This is a genomic window from Microcoleus sp. Pol11C3 (assembly GCF_036701485.1).
Classification (GTDB): Bacteria; Cyanobacteriota; Cyanobacteriia; order Cyanobacteriales; family Microcoleaceae; genus Microcoleus.
Genome location: NZ_JAUBQW010000023.1, coordinates 1 through 22509 on the forward strand (window position 1 = coordinate 1; position 22509 = coordinate 22509).

18 protein-coding genes are annotated in these 22509 nt (G+C 47.3%); 9 read left to right on the top strand and 9 right to left on the bottom strand.

Annotation, left to right across the window (positions count from 1 at the left end; translation table 11 throughout):
- Positions 1-32: 32 nt before the first annotated feature.
- From QUA40_RS08190 to gltB, 3 genes are all read right to left on the bottom strand, one after another.
- The gene (locus tag QUA40_RS08190; protein ID WP_333123819.1) at positions 33-674 is read right to left on the bottom strand and encodes a hypothetical protein; all 642 of its coding nucleotides are present in this window, start codon (positions 672-674) and stop codon (positions 33-35) included.
- A 356-nt stretch (positions 675-1030) separates the two neighbouring features.
- Positions 1031-1555, bottom strand: coding sequence for a hypothetical protein (locus tag QUA40_RS08195; protein WP_333123821.1), 525 nt, complete (start codon positions 1553-1555; stop codon positions 1031-1033).
- 95 nt (positions 1556-1650) lie between these two features.
- Positions 1651-6237, bottom strand: coding sequence for a glutamate synthase large subunit (gene gltB / locus QUA40_RS08200; RefSeq protein WP_333123824.1), 4587 nt, complete (start codon positions 6235-6237; stop codon positions 1651-1653).
- A gap of 523 nt (positions 6238-6760) precedes the next feature.
- On the opposite strand from gltB, the gene QUA40_RS08205 reads away from it, so the two are divergent.
- The 7 genes from QUA40_RS08205 (at position 6761) to QUA40_RS08235 (ending at position 12997) form a co-directional block, all read left to right on the top strand.
- Positions 6761-7180, top strand: coding sequence for a phosphomannose isomerase type II C-terminal cupin domain (locus QUA40_RS08205; RefSeq protein ID WP_190732468.1), 420 nt, complete (start codon positions 6761-6763; stop codon positions 7178-7180).
- Between the two features lie 146 nt (positions 7181-7326).
- A complete protein-coding gene (locus QUA40_RS08210; RefSeq protein ID WP_333123827.1) occupies positions 7327-7656 on the top strand; it encodes an iron-sulfur cluster assembly accessory protein in 330 nt (109 codons plus the stop codon).
- 8 nt (positions 7657-7664) lie between these two features.
- Entirely contained in the window at positions 7665-8231 is a 567-nt protein-coding gene (locus QUA40_RS08215) for a Uma2 family endonuclease (protein WP_333123925.1), read from the top strand.
- Between the two features lie 204 nt (positions 8232-8435).
- Positions 8436-9281 (top strand): class I SAM-dependent methyltransferase, encoded by an 846-nt coding sequence (locus QUA40_RS08220; protein WP_333123829.1) that lies wholly within the window; start codon positions 8436-8438, stop codon positions 9279-9281.
- 857 nt (positions 9282-10138) lie between these two features.
- Complete coding sequence (locus QUA40_RS08225; RefSeq protein ID WP_333123832.1) at positions 10139-10744, top strand: DUF3038 domain-containing protein; 606 nt, start codon at positions 10139-10141, stop codon at positions 10742-10744.
- A 101-nt stretch (positions 10745-10845) separates the two neighbouring features.
- Positions 10846-12438 (top strand): DUF4335 domain-containing protein, encoded by a 1593-nt coding sequence (locus QUA40_RS08230; RefSeq protein WP_333123835.1) that lies wholly within the window; start codon positions 10846-10848, stop codon positions 12436-12438.
- 46 nt (positions 12439-12484) lie between these two features.
- Positions 12485-12997 carry a tetratricopeptide repeat protein gene (locus tag QUA40_RS08235; protein ID WP_333123837.1) on the top strand — a complete coding sequence of 171 codons (513 nt, stop codon included), beginning with the start codon at positions 12485-12487 and terminating at the stop codon, positions 12995-12997.
- A 216-nt stretch (positions 12998-13213) separates the two neighbouring features.
- On the opposite strand, the gene QUA40_RS08240 is transcribed toward QUA40_RS08235, so the two are convergent.
- The 3 genes from QUA40_RS08240 to QUA40_RS08250 all read right to left on the bottom strand — a co-directional run bounded on the left by QUA40_RS08240 (position 13214) and on the right by QUA40_RS08250 (position 16246).
- Positions 13214-13597 (bottom strand): VanZ family protein, encoded by a 384-nt coding sequence (locus QUA40_RS08240; protein ID WP_333123839.1) that lies wholly within the window; start codon positions 13595-13597, stop codon positions 13214-13216.
- 120 nt (positions 13598-13717) lie between these two features.
- Positions 13718-15064, bottom strand: a complete 1347-nt coding sequence (locus QUA40_RS08245) for a DUF3370 domain-containing protein (protein ID WP_333123841.1) — start codon at positions 15062-15064, stop codon at positions 13718-13720.
- A 258-nt stretch (positions 15065-15322) separates the two neighbouring features.
- The gene (locus QUA40_RS08250) at positions 15323-16246 is read right to left on the bottom strand and encodes a nucleoside hydrolase (protein WP_333123842.1); all 924 of its coding nucleotides are present in this window, start codon (positions 16244-16246) and stop codon (positions 15323-15325) included.
- 78 nt (positions 16247-16324) lie between these two features.
- On the opposite strand from QUA40_RS08250, the gene QUA40_RS08255 reads away from it, so the two are divergent.
- Together QUA40_RS08255 and QUA40_RS08260 are read left to right on the top strand one after the other, a co-directional pair.
- Complete coding sequence (locus tag QUA40_RS08255; protein WP_333123845.1) at positions 16325-18268, top strand: S9 family peptidase; 1944 nt, start codon at positions 16325-16327, stop codon at positions 18266-18268.
- A 235-nt stretch (positions 18269-18503) separates the two neighbouring features.
- Positions 18504-18722: a hypothetical protein gene (locus QUA40_RS08260; RefSeq protein ID WP_333123847.1), complete on the top strand. Its 219-nt coding sequence runs from the start codon at positions 18504-18506 to the stop codon at positions 18720-18722.
- A gap of 325 nt (positions 18723-19047) precedes the next feature.
- Here the strand turns inward: QUA40_RS08260 and QUA40_RS08265 are convergent, their stop codons facing one another.
- The 3 genes from QUA40_RS08265 to QUA40_RS08275 form a co-directional block, all read right to left on the bottom strand.
- Complete coding sequence (locus QUA40_RS08265) at positions 19048-19833, bottom strand: universal stress protein (protein WP_333123849.1); 786 nt, start codon at positions 19831-19833, stop codon at positions 19048-19050.
- Positions 19834-19879: 46 nt separating this feature from the next.
- Positions 19880-20719, bottom strand: coding sequence for a nitrate ABC transporter ATP-binding protein (locus QUA40_RS08270; protein ID WP_333123852.1), 840 nt, complete (start codon positions 20717-20719; stop codon positions 19880-19882).
- 257 nt (positions 20720-20976) lie between these two features.
- Positions 20977-22407, bottom strand: a complete 1431-nt coding sequence (locus tag QUA40_RS08275; protein ID WP_333123855.1) for an ABC transporter substrate-binding protein — start codon at positions 22405-22407, stop codon at positions 20977-20979.
- Positions 22408-22509: the final 102 nt, after the last annotated feature.

A 22509-nucleotide genomic window follows, 5' to 3' on the forward strand; every position in this document is an offset into this window, starting at 1 on the left:
ATGAGTTTCAGCTTCTAGTCTTATGCACGAGTCTATCTTTTATTAGATAAAGTTATCACCATAAGTTCTGAAGAGCCTTCTCCTTCCTGATCGCCTGAAATTGTCAAAGGTCGGTCATAGGCGTAAAGAACGCGAATAATAGCTAGACAATCTTGGAGATAAAAGAATGGCTGATCGAAGGGGCTAACGCATATTACAAATGGCTTATTTTGAACATGAGTGAGTTTTGAATATGATTTCTGGAATTTCTTAAATTTCTCAGTAACTGCTTGTAATAGTCGAAGCGTAGATAACCTTAAAATATCATCCATTTCGGCTTCTTCGGGTCTGACCTGATCTCTATCCCATTCAGGACGATGACCTTTAGGGTGGTTTGCTGTAGTCGCTTCAGCAATAAATTCGCCATAAGGAGAAGTTAATACAAAATCTGGAGATGAATGAGATAGATTTGCTTTACAGTTAAGCTCTTTAAAAAATGCAAAAAGATACAATTCCCAAAATGATGAATTAAACGTTGTCTGGAACTCCTTGACAAATTTACCATCTCGATCAACAAAACCATCCGCCCAATTTTTCAAGACTTCACTTTCCGGGTCAAAGAATCCTGGTTTAGTGATAAAACGAAAGTTACGATGTTGAAGTTCTTGAGATACGACAGGTGTGAAGAGATCCATAGTTCAAGAATTAGGGTAGTGACTACCAGCTTAGCCCATAGTGCAATATTTTGCGTGGCCTAACACCTCTATTGGAGCAGACGGACAGACCTTAGTCGAGTTGCAAAGGCTGCTTGCAGGCGCTCAACAGAAATCTCGATGCGACGTGGCATATTGCGATCTGTGGGTGGGGTTCAGAAACCGGGTTTCTTCCTAAATCCTGGTGACGATGCCAAAATTATCACAGAAACCCGGTTTCTTGGATTTACTAACTACCCCCAATCCGAGCGACATCGCGAGTAATCGGTAGGGTGCGTCAGGCAAAAACCTGAAAATACGCCCTAAAATCTTGATGTCTGACGCACCCTACAGAGGCTTTAACCATTGTCAGAGATCGCGCGGATTCGTTGAGTCGCATAGTCTCTGTGACCATTGAGGTGGGCGATCGCCTCCCCGCGATTGTACAACGTACCAAATAGGTCGAAAATTCCAAAACCTTGATGTTTTATTTGATACGAAATCGGTTGCCCGGTGGTTACTAAACGCGCCCAATGCTCGCAATTCCAGCCTTGAACACCATAGTTCCATTGCTCGTGAAACGCCGGGACAGAAGCAATTAAATTGGTCAGAATTGCCGATCGATCGAGATAGGGAACTTTCAGGGCATCATGAAAATTATCCCCTAGCTTCTCGATAGCCAAGCGTCCTCGATCTGATGGACTGCCCGATCGCTCCGGCCCCCAACCGATCGCAGACGCATCCGATAGAACAACGCTGTAATGCCAATGCAAAACGCTATCAAACCGTTGCACTAGGCGACCACATCGACTCGATCGCGGTTGCCAACGTTTAAGAATTTCTTCAATGAGCGCATTCTCAGTATTACTAATATTTTGTAACATTGATAGTTTGTAGTTAATAATTGGTAATCGATCGCTCGTGAGGAATAGGTAATTGCTGATTGATAACAGCCATTACCCATTCCTCATGCTAAACGCTAGCTGCCACCAATTCGGGCCACATCGCGAGCGTTTTCTTCAAATGCAGCCGTCAGCGCATCATCACCGCTTAAACCCGATGCGATCGCCCTTTCAATAGCCTGCAACACCCGCTTATAATCCCGCGGCATCACCTTCACAAACACCGGCACCATCTCATCCCACGCAGCCAGAACCTTCGATGCTTTCGCACTTCCAGTCAAATCAACGTGAGTCTGAATTAACTGCCGCAAATCGCTAATCTCCTCAGGATCCTCCAGTTTTTCCAACTCCACCATCGACATATTGCAGCGAGTAGCAAAATCCCCCGCTTCATCCAAAATGTAAGCAACACCGCCACTCATACCCGCTGCAAAATTGCGTCCGGTTGCGCCCAAAACTACAACTTTGCCGCCAGTCATGTACTCGCAACCGTGATCGCCGACACCCTCAACTACCGCATTCACGCCAGAGTTACGCACCCCAAAACGTTCGCCGGCCATCCCTCGGATGAAAACCTCGCCAGCAGTCGCGCCGTAAAGCACTACGTTACCGACAATTACGTTTTCTTCGGCGACAAAGGTAGAAGCTGGCGACGGATACAAGATGATTTTGCCGCCGCTGAGCCCCTTGCCCAAATAGTCGTTAGCTTCGCCTTCGAGCTCCAGGGTGACACCCTTGGGCACGAATGCGCCAAAGCTTTGGCCGGCGCTGCCTTGGAAGTGCAGGTGCACCGTGTCATCCGGCAAACCTTCCCAGTTGCGTTTGGTGATTTCGTTGCCCAGAATTGTGCCGACAACCCGGTTGACATTGGTAATCGGCAGTTTGGCGTGGACTTTTTCGCCGTTTTCGATCGCACCTTTGCACAAATCCAACAACACCGTCATATCCATCGACTTTTCCAACCCGTGATCCTGCGCCATCTGACAATAGCGCCCGACATCCGCCCCAACTTCCGGCTGATACAAGATTTTCGAGAAATCCAAACCCTTAGCCTTCCAATGCGCCACAGCTTGCTGAGGTTCCAAAACATCAGTCCGCCCCACCATTTCATTCAGCGTGCGGAAGCCCAACTGCGCCATAATTTCCCGGACTTCCTGCGCGATGAAAGTCATAAAGTTTACCGTGTGATCCGGGTCGCCGGTAAAGTTTTTCCGCAACAGCGGGTCTTGGGTCGCCACGCCCACCGGGCAAGTGTTCTGGTGGCACACGCGCATCATGATGCAGCCCAATGTCACCAGCGGCGCCGTCGCAAAACCGAATTCCTCAGCACCAAGCAAGGCAGCAATTGCTACATCGCGGCCAGTTTTCATTTGACCGTCAGTTTCCACGACAATCCGGCTGCGGAGATTGTTGAGTACCAAAGTCTGATGAGTTTCCGCCAGTCCCAATTCCCAAGGTAAACCGGCGTGTTTGATCGAAGTTTGCGGCGAAGCGCCGGTTCCGCCGTCGTAGCCGGAAATCAACACGACATCGGCGTGGGCTTTCGCAACCCCGGCCGCGATCGTCCCGACTCCAACTTCCGACACGAGTTTGACGCTAATCCGCGCTTCCCGGTTGGCATTTTTCAAGTCGTGAATCAATTCTGCCAAATCTTCGATCGAATAAATGTCGTGGTGAGGAGGAGGCGAAATCAATCCCACACCCGGAGTCGAGTTCCGCACCTTGGCAATCCACGGGTATACTTTTTTACCCGGCAACTGTCCGCCTTCACCGGGTTTCGCGCCTTGCGCCATCTTGATTTGCAGTTCCCGCGCTTGGGAAAGGTACAAGCTGGTAACGCCGAAACGCCCGGAAGCAACTTGTTTGATCGCGCTGTTTTTCGAGTCGCCGCGATCGTTCGTCCAAGTGTAGCGTTCCGAGTCTTCCCCGCCTTCACCGGTGTTCGATTTGCCACCAATGCGGTTCATGGCGATCGCCAGAGATTCGTGGGCTTCTTGAGAAATCGAACCATAACTCATCGCCCCAGTTTTAAAGCGTTTGAGAATAGATTCGATCGGCTCAACTTCCTCAATCGGTATCGATTCCCGCTGCTTGAATTGCAACAAACCGCGCAAGGTAAAATGCTGCTGGTTTTGTTCATTAACCAGCCCAGAATACTGTTTGAAAAGCGTATAACTGCCCTCGCGCACCGACTTTTGCAGCGCGTGAATTGTCTGCGGACTAAACAAATGCGCCTCGCCTTCTTTCCGCCACTGATATTCGCCGCCGACATCGAGAGTATGTCCGCTGCTGGGGCGATCGGGGAATGCGTGAGTATGGCGCAAAATTGCTTCTTGGGCGAGGACTTCGAGGCCTACGCCTTCAATCCGCGAGGCTGTCCAAGCAAAGTATTTATCGACTACGGATTTGTTTAAGCCGATCGCCTCAAAAATCTGCGCGCCGCGATAACTTTGAATTGTGGAAATCCCAATTTTCGAGGCAACTTTCGTCACACCTTTAGTTGCCGCTTTGACGTAGTTTTTGCAAGCTGTTTTGTACTCGACATTTAGCAGCAATCCTTCGCGAATCGAATCGGCGATCGTCTCAAAGGCCAAATACGGATTAATCGCGCCGCAACCATATCCAATAAGTGTCGCAAAGTGATGCACTTCCCTCGGTTCGCCGGATTCGAGCACGAGTCCCGCCCGCGTGCGCGTACCTTTACGGATCAAGTGGTGGTGCAGGCCTGCAACTGCCAGCAGCGCCGGAATTGGGGCTTTGTCTGGACTGATACCCCGATCGCTCAAAATGATGATATTCACCCCGGAGGCGATCGCGCTGTCTGCTGCTGCAAAAACCTCTTCTAAGGCTTGTTCAAGACCTTTTACCCCGCTTTTGGGGTCAAACAAAATCGGTAGTGTAATCGACCGGAAATTGCCCTCATTTACGTGTTTGAGCTTAGCTAATTCTTCATTGCTGAGAATGGGCGTTTTCAGTTCAATCAAATGACAGCTTTCCGGTTCTGGTTTGAGCAAATTGCGTTCAGCGCCGATCGTAGTTTCGGCAGAAGTTACAATTTCTTCGCGGATAGAATCAATTGGCGGATTGGTAACTTGAGCAAACAACTGCTGGAAGTATTCGTAAAGCAGTTTTGGGCGGTTGGAAAGCACCGCCAGCGGCGTATCCGCACCCATCGCGCCGACAGCTTCCACGCCATCTTTCGCCATCGGTGCTAACAGCAACCGCAGTTCTTCAAAGGTGTAGCCAAAGGCCATTTGCCGCTGGATCAATGTTTCGGGGTCGGATTCTGGCAATGCCGGCGCATCTTTCAGTTTGGCGATTTCGACCATGTGCTGGTCTATCCACTCGCGGTACGGGTGTTCTGTGGCGATTTTGGTCTTAATTTCTTCGTCAGAGACGATGCGGCCTTCCTCGGTATTTACCAGGAACATCCGCCCCGGTTGCAAGCGGCCTTTTGATACAATTCGTTCTGGGGCGATCGGCAAAACTCCCGCTTCCGATGCCATAATTACCAAGTCGTCTTTGGTAACGCAGTAGCGGGAAGGGCGCAAACCGTTGCGATCGAGCACGGCGCCGATCGAAGTACCATCGGTAAAGGCGATCGAAGCTGGGCCGTCCCAAGGTTCCATCAAGCAAGAATGGTATTCATAGAAAGCCTTTTTCTCGTCACTCATCGACTCGTGGGCTGTCCAAGGTTCGGGAATCATCATCATTACAGCGTGCGGCAAAGAACGCCCAGCCAAATACAGCAATTCCAAAGCATTGTCAAAAATCGTCGAGTCGCTGCCTTCGATATTGATTAAATTGGGGATTTTCTTTAAGTCATCGCCGAATAGTTCCGACTCGAACAGCGATTGCCGCGCGTGCATCCAGTTAATGTTGCCGCGCATCGTGTTAATTTCGCCGTTGTGGGCGATGTAGCGGTAAGGGTGCGATCGTTCCCAGCTCGGAAAAGTATTGGTGCTGAAGCGCGAGTGAACCAGGGCTAGAGCGCTTTCCATGTCGGGGTCGTGCAGGTCGGAATAGTAATCGCCGACTTGCACCGGCATTAACATACCCTTGTAGACGATCGTCCGGCAGGAGAGTGTGGAATTATACCAGTATGGGTCTGTGTTAGTCCTGCGAATCGCATTGTGAGCCCGTTTGCGGATGACGTACAGTTTCCGCTCGAAGGCCGCCTCGTCGATACCTGCCGCGCGCCGCAGGAACACTTGCTGCATGAAGGGTTCGCTAGATTTGGCGGTGTCGCCGAGGGACGAGTTGTCCGTGGGCACATCGCGCCAGCCCAGCACTTCCTGGCCTTCTTCTGCCGCGATTTCCTCAAAAATGCGTTTGCCGTTTTCGCGTTCAGTTTGATTTGGCGACGAGTAAATCGCGCCCACACCGTACTCGCCGGCTTCGGGAAGTTCGATGTTTAGGGCCGCAGTTACTTTCTTGAGAAACTTGTGGGGCACCTGCATCAAAATGCCCGCCCCGTCTCCGGTGTTGGGTTCGCAGCCGCACGCGCCCCGGTGGTCGAGGTTCAGCAGGATTGTCAGTGCCTGCTCGACAATTTCGTGGGATTTGTTACCCTTCATGTGTACAATAAATCCGACTCCGCAAGCGTCGTGCTCGAACTGCGGATCGTACAGGCCTTGTTTTTGTGGCAGTCCGTTGCTGTTCATTTTGATGTTTTCCTAAAAGTGACGAAAAAATTGCGATCGACAGAGTACCGAGCTTTTTATTGTACCTAATCTGTATTTTCTAATCATGTCTGCTTATAAGTTTTAAGCTTAAGAAAATTGTTATATCTCTGCAGTCATGAGTCATTAGCCATTAGCGATTAGTCATTAGTCAGAAGAAAAGTTCTCTCCCTGTCCGTCTCTGTGCCCCTGTCCCCCTCTCTTCCCGTCTCTCACTCCCGCTTCTCCCCTTTCCCCGTTAAGGTTCTTTAAAGCACAAGCCTTTGACAATGAAGATTTGATGTAGATTTGGGCAATCCCGAATACCGGCTGACAACCGCTGTGGTGATTTTGCTATGGTTGTTAAAGCAACTCGATCGAGCAGAGCAGACAAAAGTGCAAAACTCTACAGTCCGCTAACTGGTTCGTGCGATCGGACTTCGGTTTTAAGGATAAATTAGCTAATATCCAAACCCAACGTCGTTTACCAAGGGATTCAGCAAGCAATCCTCAAGGAGTGAAAATCATGGTACAGATTCAAGAAATTTCTCAAGTATCTACTCTGCACGCACCTGCTGCACCCAACGGAATTGCCGCTACAGAATTGCGGCCTTGGGGTTCATTTACTACTCTAGAAGAAGGCCCAGGATATAAAATTAAGCGGATCGAAGTTAAGTCCGGACACCGCCTCAGCCTGCAAATGCACCACCACCGCAGCGAACACTGGATCGTAGTTTCTGGTACTGCAAAAGTTACTTGCGGCGAGACAGAAATTGTTCTGTTTACAAATCAGTCTACCTACGTTCCTCAGTGCACTTCTCACCGCCTGGAAAATCCGGGAGTTATCCCCCTGGTTTTAATTGAGGTGCAGAATGGCGAATATCTCGGAGAAGATGATATTATCCGCTTTCAAGACGATTATGCTCGTAATGAAAAGGCTAAGTAACTCAAGTTGCTAAAAATATAGGGGTAAGGTGCGCGGCCCGGCGCACTTTACATTCTCCGGGTAAGGTGCAGGGCTAGGCGCACTCTACATTCTCAAAACTCTACACTACTCCCAAATTACCAATTACCAATTACCAATTACCCATAATGATTCATCTGAGCAAAACAGCAGCGATAGAAGTAACGCGCCTCAAGTCGAAGTATCCCAACCCCAATGCTTTATTTCGTCTGGGCGTGGAATCGAGCGGCTGCTCCGGTTTGTCTTATACAATGGCATTTGACGATGCGCCAGCCCCAGAAGACGCTGTATGCGAGTCGGAGGGAATTTCCGTTGCGATCGACCCCCAGCACTTAAAATATCTCAATGAGCTCACCTTGGATTATTCAGAAGACTTGATGGGCGGAGGTTTCCGATTTCACAATCCCAATGCCGCCCAAAGCTGTAGCTGCGGCAACTCCTTTTCTGCTAAGGAATAATCCATATGATGACCCTCAAAGACTTAGAAAAAGTCCAAAAAACCTTCCAAGAAGCTGGTCAAGACTACCAAGTTGAACTTGAAAGCGGGAAGATTATCATTGTGGGGCCGTCAGATATTGTATCTAGTGAAATTGGCATTCGCTTGAGTGCGTTTCTTTTCGTTTGGGTGAATCCCCGCCGTTTGGGTCGAGTTTTTGACTCCGCAGGCGGCTTTATTTTACCTGATGCTAACCTCACAGCACCTGATGTTTATTTTGTCCGAGCCGCACGTCTCAGGCAAAGTCCCCGTTATTTTGGAGAATTAGTCCCAGACTTGGTAGTAGAAATTAAATCACAGAGCGATCGTATTAAACCGCTAGAAAAAAAGATTAAGAATTTTATAGAACTCGGAGCGCAAGTAGGAATTTTGATCGATCCGGATGAAGAAACTGTAACAGTTTATCGTCAGGAAGGTGAACCGCTTGTGTTGGGAAATGAAGATATTTTGACAGTAGCCGAACTTTTTCCTGGTTGGGAATTGCCAATTTCCCAACTGTGGCCGCCAATTTTTACAGAAGCAGAAACTCAAGCATAATTTCGCATTTTAATACAATTAGTTAGAACGAACCGCGAAGACGCAAAGGACACAAAGGAAGAGAAGAGTAAGATTTTATAATTGATGGGAGGATTGGTAGATATACGTTGTCATTGCTTACTCTTGAAAGTTAGCGTAGCGCTCTCTTATCAAAGCAATCGCAGCATCGGGTAATTGCAGCAGCAAATATGTAAAATTTTAAAAATGGTAAAAGAATCAGAAAAATCCCAAGATTGGTATAGCGAATACATCGCTACCTACACTTCCGAACAGCGAAAAAACTGGTACAGCGAAATCGCAGATGCTTATAACAAAACAAGACCGCGCTATCCTCAACAACTAATTAATCGCGTTGTCGAATTAGCTGAACTTCCTGCGGGTACAAACATTCTTGAAATCGGATGTGGCCCGGGAATTCCCACTATTCCGTTTGCTGAATTCGGCTTTTCAATGCTTTGTCTCGAACCCAGCCAAGAAGCTTGTCAGCTAGCACGACAAAACTGTGCAGCTTATCCATCTGTAGAGATTCAAAATCTCACATTTGAAGAGTGGGAATTAGAGACTGAGAAATTCAATGCTGTGCTGGCAGCGACTTCTTTTCACTGGGTGTCGCCGGAGATTCGGTATCAAAAAACGGCGGCTGCATTAAAAAATAAAGGTTCTTTGATTTTGCTGTGGAATGCGGGAGTTTTGCCGCCGGATGAAGTTTACCGAGTTTTGGATGAGGTTTATCAAATTAAAGCTCCGTCTCTAGCAGAATATCATGCCAAAGAAAGAGGAAATCAAGAAGAAAGTATCAATGTATTCGGACAATATGTTATTGACTCTGGGCTGTTCGAGGGTTTGATTTACGAACAGTTAGTGTGTGAAATTACCTACAGCATAGAAGATTATCTGGCACTTTTGAAAACTTACTCAGTCTACATAGCGCTCGATGATGAAAATAGAAATTATTTGTTGGCAAATTTGCGGGAAGTCCTAGAAAAGAACTGCGGAAATAGCATCCAAGCTTCCTATCTTTCAGCTTTTCACGTAGCCCAAAAAATCTAGCGCTTTTTCTCTTCTCTTCCTTCGTGACAAGAGCGCTTACGCGCCGCTTTGCTAACGCACCTCGAAGCGGTTCGTTTTAAAAAAACTCATTTACAAATCCTGCCCAAGTTGCTATGTACAATTAACTGGTTCAATGATATATAGCCTTTCTCAAAAAGGTGAGGTATGAATTTTGACCTGGAAAGCTTGACAATACAGGGTTTCTGCATACCTCATTAATCTGAGAACCGCTATAATCCAGAATTAATCGAGATTTTAAAATTATTTAATTAATCAAACCAATAAATTGCAAATTATGCCTCGGTATAATATTTTGTAGTTTTAACGCGATCGCCCCAAGTATAGCCTAAATTGTCCCAGATGCCACGCTGCCCGTCAATTCTGCCGTTATTCTCAACGGCAATAATATAGCAATCCTCGCATCAGTTTCAATAACTGGTTAACTGGTTCCCAGGAAGAGCCTGGAAACCGATGTCACTCTTGCTCTGCCTCGGCCCAGACTATGGAGGCTCTGCCTCCGGATCTGCGTTACCAGGCTCTTCCTGGTAACGAGTATAATCATTTAGGATTGCTATAAGTCCCGAGAGTTTCAAAGCACGGATTTGATTTCGGTCACTCTGTGGCGTAGCATGGTTAGGGGTGAAAAATTATGGGTTTTGTTGCTTGCGATCGATCAAACTTGAAACCGCAACTTTTAACCCGCAAATCCGTCCAGCAGTTAGGATTGCCGGAATCAAAGCAACGAGCTATGGAGACAACTTAACAGATGTGCTGTTGCCCACAGGCCGCAAAGCTTTCATCACTGCATACTGTTTGATATCCTGCCTCAACCTGTCTTAATTTCCCGTGCTGAAGCCATGCGCTCGACCGTAAAGTCCTCCGCTCCCACAAACGAAAGGGGCCCATCTCCCAACTGGGAAGAATTGACCCAAAAAGCACCAGAACCTACCCAGTTGGACAACATTAAAGCCCAACTGGATTTAGTGCTGTTAGCCCTAGAAGCACTGGCAGAAATTGGGTCAGAGGCGATGCTCAAGGTAGCAGCCGAACTGAATTTAGAGCCAATGGTAGCCGATCGGGTAGCTTTGTGGCGGCTGCGCCAATCTAACCCGCTGCGGAAAGGCCACGGAGGGCGCAAAAAACTTGATGTGGAGGAAGCTCGATCGCTCGTTTTGATAAGCTGTCATTTGGCCTGTCAGCACCAAGCTTTAATCCGCCGCGCTGTTGCTTTGCTCGAACAAATGGCAGAGCAAAACCGCGAACCTCACACAATCGCTTTGCTGGGAGATTATATTGACAGGTTCAGCAACACTTATGGCTCGCGCATGGAAGATGCAGAAAATTTATCTGCCCGAGAGTTGACTGATTTGGCTCTCAAACTCCTGATCGATTTGCTGTTTTACAGCAGTCCCGGCGGCCACCGCCGCCTCTGGCTGGCTCTTCTAGACCGTGCTAAAAATTAAACAACACTCAAAATTCAGCAGCTAACAGTCAGCAGCTAACAGTCAACAGCCAACAGCCAACAGTCAACAGTCAACAGTCAACAGTCAACTGACTTCCTGCTATGGTTCTCAAACGGTACACGCCCCCCACTTGCACGCTGGAAATTACAGCCAAAAGTTCGCCTCTATCTCGCTGGGCGGGCCAACCGGTGTTTAAATCTTTAAGTTTCGAGCTGCGACTCGACGACCCCAGGCTGCCAGATACCCAACACATTACTCTTAGGGGCGATCGAATTCAACTCGAAACCCTCCACGAAGCTGTTAGCACCTACGTCCAAAACTTGCTCGGCGAATCCCGCGAGTGGGAAAGCAACCTCAACTCTCAAACAGACCGTATCCCTGCGGGCCCAGACTCGCCAGAAGTCGCGCGTAACGCCGTTATATTCGATCGCTCCGTCAACACTTCCGAACTAGCAACTTCCAACCCCTACTCTCTCCCAACCTCCGCCGCTTCCTACCTTCCGGTTCCCCCCCGCTTAGAACCCCGCGGCTTGCTCGCCCACAACTTGTTTTTAGGCTCTTTGAGCGCCGCAGAATCCGGGCCAGTAGTTCCCTTGAGCACCCTGCAACTGTTTGACTTGGCCACAGCACTAGATAACTGCGCCGCCGAAGTGATGGCGCTTCCCAACCTCAACCGTGAGTCCCGACAACCGCTGTCCTCACCCTGGCTCAAAGTAGCAGCAATGCTCGTCGCCAGCGCGGGCCTGACGACAGGAATTATCAAAATGCTCCATCGATCCGCCACCTCCCCCCAAATCGCCACAGCCCCCGCCCCCGCGCCCGCTCAAGGAAACCCCCAGCTAGCTGCAGGCGTTTCCCCCAGTCCAGTTCCCGCCCTACCCACACCCCCAGCACCAACACCAGCAGCGACACCCGGTTTACCGCCCCTGCCGCCCCCGCCCATCAACACCGCCACCTCCCCCAGCCCCAGCTTGCCCCCCATCGCCCTCGCCCCAACTCCCCCCACCAACAAACCCAGCCCCATCCAACAGCCACCCCTGCTATTTCCCGCCAATGGCAGCGCACCCAGCGCCCCACAGAGCGCCCCAGATTTCCCTCAAGGGCAAACAATCACTATTCCCGCCCCCGAAGAACCGCCCCAAGGCCGCCCCCAAGCACCCGCACCAGTACCTTACCTGCTGCCCCCATTACCGCCCAGACTAGCTCCCGCCGTGCCGCCCCCCCTGCCGCCCTCTCTGTCTGCTTCCCGATTTCCCGTTCCCGCGCCGCAACCCTTCCCCCGCCGCATCGAGCCGATTCTCCCCCCCGCCAGTACCGAACTCCCAGCTCTTGAGGACGCTCAACCCCCAGCCGAGTCCGAGGACAACAACCAGGCTGCGGCAAGCAAAAAAAACCGCACTTTATTTGATACAATTCCTCAAGTTTCAGAAGCTAGAACTTACTTTGAGGAACGCTGGAAGCCTCCAGAAGGAATGGAACAAACTTTGGAATACAGCGTGCTGATCGATGAAAATGGATCAATTCAAAGTATTGTGCCGATGGGAAAAGCAGCAGCAGATTATATCGAGAAAACTAATATGCCATTAGCCGGCGAGCCGTTTGTTTCTGCGGTTTCTGATGGAAAAAACCCTAAAATCCGAGTTGTTTTGAGACCCAACGGTAGAGTACAAACCTTTTTGGAAGAGAGTAATTGAACGCTCTCCCACACATTGTTGAGATAGAAAATCCGGTTAATTGCTAATGTTAAACAAGTTCAAAAAAAATCAATTTTTAACGGCAGCAGCAGCAGCAGCCAGCCTATTGACAGTTGCTCCAGTTTGTGCTGCTAATATCTCTTTACCCATGGGGGGAGAGTCACCAATAAACAATAGTTTAGTCCAAAATACGGGCGCAAACGAATCTTTTCAAGAAGGCTTAAATCTCGCAGCACAACAAGATAGGGCAGGTGCAGAAGCAGCCTTTCGTAGAGTCATTCAAATAGACCCCAATTTTGCCGAAGCTTACGCTAATTTGGGCAGCATTCTAGCCAATCAAAACAAATTAGCAGAAGCAATTACCAATTTAGAAACGGCAATTCGCCTCAAGCCTAACATCCCAGAATTTTATTATATGAAAAGCCAAGTCCTGTACGCACAAAATAAAATGTCAGAGGCAGTAGAGTCGGTAAAAAAAGCCAGGGATTTATTTAGAAAGCAAGGCAAAACTCAAGAAGCAAATTCGCTAGAACAAGTTATAAAAAACCTGAGTAGATAACTCAGGTTTGGTACGCAGTGTACATCAAACCCTAATTTACGACTTCCCATAAAAATCTAATAGTGCAGTAACGAAAGTTGCTCACCCTCGTCAAGTGGTGGGCATTGCACACCTTACAAACTACAAACTCACCCTCGTCAACCGGTGCAGCTTCTTTCTATCTCTTCAATCCGTTAAATCCAGTACACTGCGACGGAAGCCGAACTTCCTTCTATATCACTTCTGTTTTTTTCTATCCCAAACTTCTCCAATCCAATAAAAAACTAAAATCCCGCCAAAACTAAACAAAAAATCTTCAATACTAGCAGTACGATTTGGTAAAATCGCTTGCAGCATTTCTTCCGCCGCAGTGAACATGGTAAAAATTGCGGGTCCGAAAGGAATTGGATAATTAAACACACTCATCATTTTTTTGCCAGTTGCTCTATGGCATAGAAAAGATGCTATTCCGTACAAAATAAAATGTCCGAGTTTGTCATAAGGCGGATGAGCGAGAGGAAAGTTGACTAAGAGGCCCGTATCTGCTAAAAGCATGATACTGAGAAGAATTAAAAAGTACACAAAACCAGCAACAATCCAGAATGTTTTTGATAACTTCATCTTGTTTTTTGCCCATACCAACTAGACATAAACCACGTCTGTGCAACGCGAAACTAATATCAAATCTGGTTAATTGCGTATTGTATTTGTAGGCGTCTGCCTACCCGTAGCAGCTCAAATTTAATTTGTTCTCACTGTCAAAACTTGCGGAGGCGACGCATCGGGCGGATAAATAAAATCCACTTCTACAAGTCGCTTTTCTCCCGATTTCATCTCTAATTTTACCAAAGGTTCCCCCTGCTGTCCCCGCCGCTGGACTAAATGCACGTAGCGAGTTTGAGGCACTTTATTGTCATCATTATAGCGCACTCTGACCGTCCCCCTAAAAAAAGTTTGAGGTGCCGGAGGTTCTAAAAAACTAAGTCCTCCGGCAGCTAATTTGTCTGTCTTAATAGGAGTTTGAATCGCGACAGTTACAGTTTGATTTTTGCTGGTAGAATTGTACAGCGGCAAGCTGAGATTGTATTCAATTCCGTAATTGCCGTGGGCGCGGTATGCTGTATCTGGGTAGCGGACTAGCATTCTCGCACTTTGCACTTGATTTGTGCCCAGCATTCCGCGCGGGAGACTGCTTAATGCGTAGGAAAATGCTGTTCCGGGTTGGGGAATTGTTAGGTTTGATGTGGCGGGGTTGTCGGAGAGAAGTGCTCGCCATTCTGAACCTAATGCTACACCGGCAACTCGGCCGTAAATTATTTGACCTTCGGTGATTTCGGGCGGTGTGGGAGTTCGATCGCGCGGCCCGGCTATATTACCATTGTCTAATAAGTTTTGCCATTCTGCTAAGTTGGGCGATCGCTCGTTTCCCTGTGCGTCAACTCGGGCAAACATCGCCAGACTGGCAACATAGACTATACCATCGCTGCGTAACCGCATCAAGGTCGATCGACCGTTAAGCGGCGGTACCAATCCCCGCACCGGTATCGGATGATTCATCAACAGTTCGCTTTTTCCCGGTGGAATAATTAACTGAGGTGGAAAGTCTGACTGTCTCCTTCCTCTGAGAATATCATTCACAGCGCGGCTTCCCGGCCCTGCGTAAATATTACTGTTTGAATTATCGACTTGCGGCGGCAATTCAATAAAAGGTGCATCGGGTTGACTGAGATAACTCGCCGCTTGCAATATATCTAATGTTACAGGTTTATTGCCCGGATTGTAAACAATTACTCCTTGATACAATGTTCGCAAATCTTCCGGCGAAGGTGCGCGGGCTATGTGGTGGGCAAAGATGTCGAAACGTCCTTGAAACGGAAAGTTTAAATGTGCCGCCGGAAATCTTTTCCCATCCGGGGGAAATGTCGAAAGCAAAATTCCTTCTTGCAGCACTAATTCTGGACTGTTGCTGTTAAATACTGGTACGTTGTCTAACTGTCCGGGGAGAGGTCGCACTTCTTGGATTTGAACTATTTCTTGAGGTGTGGGAGGGGTTTTTGCTAAGGGGATGATTGATAAAATTGGCAGCATTTTTTGATATTTTGCATTTTTGAGATGAGTTTTTTTTACCGCAGAGGGCGCAGAGGGCGCAGAGGAAGATAGGGAAGAGAAGAGCAGGTAAATATTCGCGTTAGGGCGGGTTGTGTACGGAGATTTTGCCTACCAGTCGTAAGCTGTTGTGGCATTGAAATTGTCTGTCACAAAAAATTCAAGTTTTGTGGGGTGGGCGTCCCGCCCGCCCTGAAGATACAATTTAAATGCGCGACTGCTTAGCCGATATTGTGGTTTTTACCGCGCCCACTGTTGTAATATGTAATTGTAAAATTTTGCCGTGTCAACTTTATCCATTGCTTGAATTTTTCGCCCTCCTATTTTAACTTTGGTGCGTCCTTGGCTGATGCCTTCGGTAATAATTTCTGTTTCCCATTCTCGCAGTTGGTAAAATTCGGGATGCGCTAAATAAGCGGTTGCCAAAATGTCCCAAAAATAGTAATCTTGAGATATTGCTAGGGCATAACACTGTCCTGCTAAGTCGGAAATTGGATATTTGCGCTGTTTTGCTAAGAGATTGGAAAATTCTACAGTCAGCGGTACATTATTAGTGATATCTAAAGGACACATGACAACGGGAATTTGGGTTTGCCAAATTCTCTCGATTGCTATCGGGTCCCAGTAAGCATTCCATTCCGCCGACATATCTTGTCCGGGTTCCATATCTTTGCTAACATTGCCGATAACATTGAGGGCGCCTCCCATCCAGACAATTTCTTGAATTTTGCTTTCAATTTCTGGCGCGATATCTAAAGCTTGCGCTACTGTTGTTAACGGCCCCGTTACCATTAATGTGACTGGTACGGCTGCGTCTTGCAAAACTCGCACCATAAAGTTTTGTGCGGGTTCTGATATTAACGGCGTGTCAATGGTTCCTTTTTCATTTAGAATGGGAAGTCGATCGACTGCAAAGGAATCTCGCCTAAATAACACCGGAAATGGGTTGAGTCCCCGCACCGTACTCGCCGCCACCGGAACTTCTGAACGCCCCATCAAATCAAGGATTTTGCGCGTTGCACTCACCGCCGGTTGAATGTAGCAGTCCGCAGGAGTTACAATTACTCCCAGAGTTTCGACTTCCTCCATTGTCATTAGCAACACGACAGAGAGATAGTCGTCAACTGCACCGTCGTGATCCATTAGTACGAGTTTTTTGGACATTTTGCTTCCCGGTGACTGAATTACTGTAAACTACAAATATTAATTTTTTTGTTCGAGAATCACAACTGCCTCAACTATATGAATACAGTATCACCTTACGGCTCTTGGAAATCACCTATTTCTTCCGATTTAATTGTTTCTGGAACTATCGGACTCGGACAAATTACTATTGACGGCGATGATATTTATTGGGCTGAGGGAAGACCTTCGGAAGCGGGGAGAAGCGTCCTCGTGCGGCGCACTCCTGACGGTACAATCAACGACGTGACACCGCCTCCTTTTAATGTTCGCACTCGCGTTAACGAATACGGCGGCGCTGCTTTTGCAGTTGCTGGCAGTGTTGTCTATTTTTCTCATTTTGCCGACCAACGTATTTATACTCAAACATTAAATTCTCAACCAGAACCTCTGACACCTACTGCTAATTCTCGCTATGCAGATGCGATAGTTGACAAGCACAGAAATCGCCTGATTTGTGTGCGCGAGGATCATGCAGGTGAGGGCGAACCTGTCAATACTATTGTTAGCATTAATTTAGATAACGGCGAAGATATTCAAATCTTAACTCAGGGAAATGATTTTTATGCTTCCCCTCGTTTAAGTCCAGACGGTTCTCTACTTTCCTGGATTTGTTGGAACCATCCAAATATGCCGTGGGATGGCACAGAATTGTGGGTAGCAGAAATTAATGCTGACGGTTCTTTAGGTGAACAATACTTAGTTGCTGGCGGGATTGAGGAGTCTATTTTTCAACCGGAATGGTCGCCCGATGGAGTTTTGTATTTTGTTTCTGACAAGTCTAACTGGTGGAATTTCTATAGAACCGTCAATCCCCGCTTGCCGAGGGAACAGCAAGAGGTTGAACCTCTGTGCGGAATGGCGGCTGAATTCGGACTCCCCCAGTGGGTTTTTGGAATGTCTACTTATGCCGTTGTCTCGGAAAGCAAAATTATTTGCACCTACACTCAGCAAGGCCTGTGGTATTTAGCGAGTCTTGATTTAACGACAAAGCAGTTGACAACAATTGAAACGCCTTACACTGATATTTCGTCGGTAAAAGCGCGGGGAGAAACAGTTGTTTTTCTGGCAAGTTCGCCGACTGAATCTACTGCTATTGTACAACTGGATTTAGCAACAAGCCAACTAGAAATCTTGCGTAAATCAAGCAATTTAAGCGTCAATCCGGGTTATCTTTCTGTACCGGAACCGATTGAATTCCCCACGGAAAACAATTTGACTGCTTTCGGTTTCTTCTATCCTCCTAAAAATCAAGATTTCACAGCGCCTGCAGGTGAAAAACCGCCGCTTGTTGTTAAAAGTCACGGCGGCCCAACTGCTGCTACTTCTAGTAGCATGAATTTGAAAATTCAATATTGGACGAGTCGCGGTTTTGCCGTGCTCGATGTTAATTACGGCGGTAGCACTGGTTACGGCCGAGAATACAGAAAAAGACTCCAAGATAGTTGGGGAATTGTCGATGTTGACGACTGCGCTAACGGTGCTAAATATTTAGCTCAAAAAGGTTTAGTTGATGGCGAAAGAATGGCGATCGCCGGAGGCAGTGCAGGGGGGTACACTACTCTGTGCGCTCTTACTTTCCGCGATGTGTTTAAGGCTGGTGCGAGCTATTATGGAGTTAGCGATTTGGAAGCTTTGGCAACGGATACTCACAAATTTGAAGCGCGCTATTTGGATGGATTAATCGGGCCTTATCCTGAAAGGAAAGATTTGTATGTAGCTCGTTCGCCGATTCATTCCGCCGAACATTTATCTTGTCCCGTTATCTTTTTTCAAGGATTAGAAGATAAAGTGGTTCCGCCTAATCAAGCGGAAATGATGGTAGAGATATTGAAAGCTAAAGGTTTGCCGGTTGCTTATGTTGCTTATGAAGGGGAACAGCACGGTTTTCGCCGCGCTGAAAATATTAAAAGAACTCTTGACGGCGAATTCTATTTCTATTCCCGGGTGTTTAAGTTTGAGTTAGCTGAACCTGTGGAGGAAGTGGTGATTTACAATCTTTAGAAAACATTAAGTTTGCAGTGGCTCGGTATTCCCTAAAACGCACCTGCAAACTTTATCATAATTCGCAAGTTTTTAATGTGATTTACTTCACAATTTTTGCTGTTTACTATCACAATTTTTGCTGTTTATTGTCACACTTTTAAAGGCAATACAGCTTACACTTTTATAGTGCGATCGCCTTTTGTTAATGCAGAAACGTCCGATCGCGCGATCGTCGAATTCAGACTTAATCGCTATGCTAACTCCTATCCACCTGATTCCATCTGCTTTGGCCGAGCTGTTTGCCGAAGTGAATCATAATGGCTACATTACTCTAGCCGATAGGTACGGTTTGATGGCTGCTATTTTTGACGAAAATTTGACGGAGGAAGACAAACGCTCGATCGATCGGCTGCTGCGCTCTGTGTGCCGGGGAAAGATAAAATTAGTTAACGAACTGTCTATGATCAGATAAGTGCCGATAATTTTCCTTAAGAGTAATTTTAAACATCTCAATAATCAAAAAAAAGTCCCAATTGTATCGTAATTGGGACTTCGAGGGAGGAAACTATTGTTATTTTTTGATCGATATAGCAATCCTAAATCATTTGTGTAATTCTTATAGGGGCAAACCCCCGCGGTTGCCTCCATGAGGCTGGGGTAGGCACTCTTAGCACTACCCCTACTCATTTAGGATTGCTATATAGAACTTACGCAAAAAAAGGTTGGGCGCGCGAATTATAGTCGTAGGTTGCGCCGCACCTTACATAATTAGATTCTGCCCCAACGAGTGAACAAGTTTAACGTGCAGGTATAGTTGTCGCCAACTGTAACTTGCTCAAACTTTCTTCAGGCTGAAAATCCATCTGATAGCTGAGTGCCGAAGGAATCCCGAGTACGCAGCACGGAAAATTATTGCCTAGTTGCCTAACCAGCCGATGGTTGCCAGAACCACAGCCCAAAAACAGTAAATTTGCTGATTCTAATTCAACCACATTTCTCAGTTCTGTCGCCACCCCTCCGATGCGTAAATGAGCTTTGAATAAACCGCGCCATTCCTCAGCCAAACAGCGCGCTTGCCACAGCAACTTATCTGCTACCTCGTACTCATTATTTTGACCATAAATTGCTTGTAAATAATGCGGATCTATCCAATTTTTTTGCTGGGATACCGATGGGATTTCGGTTGGTAAAGCGAGCGCAGGTACTGCACAATGAAGGGCGAATGTTTCTTCTAACTCCGACACTTTTTGCTGTGCAGCCAAGGCATTCGCTACAGCCAATTTGCAAGTATCTTCGCGGTAACTTTTTTGCGATTCGTCGATCACGTAGACAACTTGAACCGTGACTTCTTTAGTTGTTACTAAACGAGTTTGATGCGCCATCCAAAGGGTAATGTCCAGAGCTGTTTGACTTTTGGGAGAACTGTTGTAACCGACAATAAAATTGATACTTTTTGCCGGTTTTGTAACTTTTGATTTCTTAGAACCTTGCACTTGTGGCTCCGGCAGCAACACCATTTCTTCTGCTAAATTTTGATATCCCAATGCACTTTCAAAACGCGCTAACATTGTTTTGAGCTTCACAGGCTTGACCTCTCTTAAGTGAATTGTTTGGTCTGTCCGTCGGGCGTTATTCGTCTTGAGTAAAGTAGCGATCGAGAAAATTCAAAGCATAATTGCGGAGTTCGTAATAGTCCTTCGATTCCCGCAACTCCTGGCGATCGCGCGGGCGCGCAAACGGCACTGACAAAACTTCACCTATCGTCGCAGCCGGGCCGTTTGTCATCAGCACAATGCGATCGGACATATAGATAGCTTCATCCACATCGTGAGTAATCATCATTGCAGCTTGTCTGTGATTTTCCCAGATATCCAGCACCTGTTTCTGCAACTTGCCGCGAGTCAGAGCATCCAGCGCTCCGAACGGTTCGTCCATTAATAACATTTTCGGTCGAATCGCCAAAGCTCGCGCAATCCCAACCCGCTGTTTCATGCCCCCTGAAATCTCGTCTGGATATTTATCGGCTGCCGATGTTAAGTTTACCATTGCTAGGTGTTCGTTGACAAGACTAATCTTCTCAGAACGGCTAAGACTTTGCAAAACTTCATCAACTGCCAGCCGAATATTTTCCCGCACCGTCAGCCAAGGCAGCAATCCGTAGTGCTGGAATACCATCATGCGATCGGCTCCGGGTTTGCGAATTTCTTTTCCTTCCAGTGTCACCATTCCCCCGCTCTGTTTTTCCAAACCAGCCACTATTTTGAGCAGCGTTGATTTGCCACAGCCAGAGTGACCGATTACCGAAATAAATTCGTTTTCTCCAATACTTAAATTGATATTTTCCAAGACGCTAAATTCTGTACCGTCACCATTTTTGTATGATTTGAACAAATTCTCTATTTCCAGAAATAGACTATCGCTGTTGCCGGAATTTTTGGTACTGGTAGAAGTAGAAGTGTATTGACTCACGGTATTCTCCTAAAAAGTAGTAAAGTGTTAATTGACTTTTATTGCTATTGCCTAAGTCCTAAAATTTGGCAGTCGGGTGGGAGCATCTCAATGAAAGCAGCCAAGCTAGAAATTGGAGTTGTGAGGCAGGAGGAAGGAGGCAGAAGAAGTATTTTTACAAATATGAGATGCTCCCAGTCGGTTTCAACCGACTTTAGCTATTAGCCAGGGAATTCATTCCCTGGCGGGACATTAGGAAAAGCGAAACATCTCAAACATTAAGACTGAAAAAAAGACTGAGGGCGGTTGGCTCGAATTTCAAAACTATTCAAATAACCCACCGGATCGCTAGGATCGAATGCCTTTTTATCAATGAAAAGTTCCGCAGGTTCCACTTGGTAATCCTCCTGGGGACAATCGATCGCCATTTCGGCAACAATCTTGCGGTAAAGGTCGGTTCTCCAAGCTTTTTTAGCTAATTCCTCAGCATTTTTTGGCACTTCTTTAATCTGTCCCCAGCGAGCGGCTTGAGTCATCAACCACAAACTCTGAGACTGCCACATAAATGTTGAATGATTTCCCGGTATTTGAGGCAAATTCTTAGGAATATCATAGAAAATAGTTGCATCTTCCGATTGTATGGTGCGGTCTTTTCCGTCAAACCCTCCATAGTTGTAGTCGCCAACTATTGCGGGTCGCGTAAATTTGTCGATCGCCCCTTTTTTCGGTTTCGCCCCCGTAAACGATCGCTCAGTCAGCAGCGCCGATATTTCACTGCGATTTTCCGGCTTGCTGCAATACTGACAAGCTTCCACCATTGCCTTAACCAGCGAGTAATAAGTCTTCGGATTTTCCTCAATGAATGATTGCATTACTCCCAAAAGGCGATCGGGATGTCCCAGCCAAACTTCCTTCCCTTGCACGAAGGTAAAACCCACTCCCAAATTGCCTTGAATTGCCCGCGTATTCCAAGGTTCGGCCACCATGTAAGCCTGCATGGCGCCAATCCTGATGTTCGTTACCATCTGCGGCGGCGGCACAATAATTACCCGAAATTCTTTGAAAGGATCGACACCGGCAGCCGCCGATATGTAGCGGACAAAGTATTCGTAAATCGCAGAACTCAGAACCACTGCCCAAACCCTGTTTTCCGCTGGCTGACGGTCAAAAAAGGCTCGAAATTGTTTGCCAAATTCTTCCAAATTGCCGTTGTATTCGTGCCACGGGCGTAAACCGAAATCCCACATAGCTTTGTTCATCGTCATGGCGTTGCCGTGGCGGTGAATTGTCATGGCGGCGCACAGGGGTGCGTGCCGCGCTCCTTCGGCGCCAATTCGGGCGTTTGTGACGGCGCCGGATACGACTGGGGAGGCGTCGAGGCGGCCGAAAATCACGCCGTCGCGGGAGGTTGCCCAGCTTGCTTCGCGGTTGAGTTTGACGTTTAAACCGTATTTGCGGAAAAATCCTTTTTTCCAGGCGATCGCAAATGGTGCACAATCGTTAACCGGCACGTATCCTACGGTTAAATTTGGTTTTTCTAAGGTGCGGGAATCGACGATCGGCTTTACGGCTGAGGCTTCTTCTGTGAGTCCTTTTGCCGATCGATCCGCGCTAATTGCACAACCAGATAAAGCCATTCCCGCCGCCGCCGCTCCCATTCCTTGCAAAAACTCTCGGCGGTTCCATTCATTGGAAAACTTGTCACTCATATTTAATTTGACTAATGACTGTTAACTGTTGACTGTTGACGGTTAACTGTTGACTGTTGACTGTTGACAACAGACAACTGCTTTGCTAACAACTGCCAACTG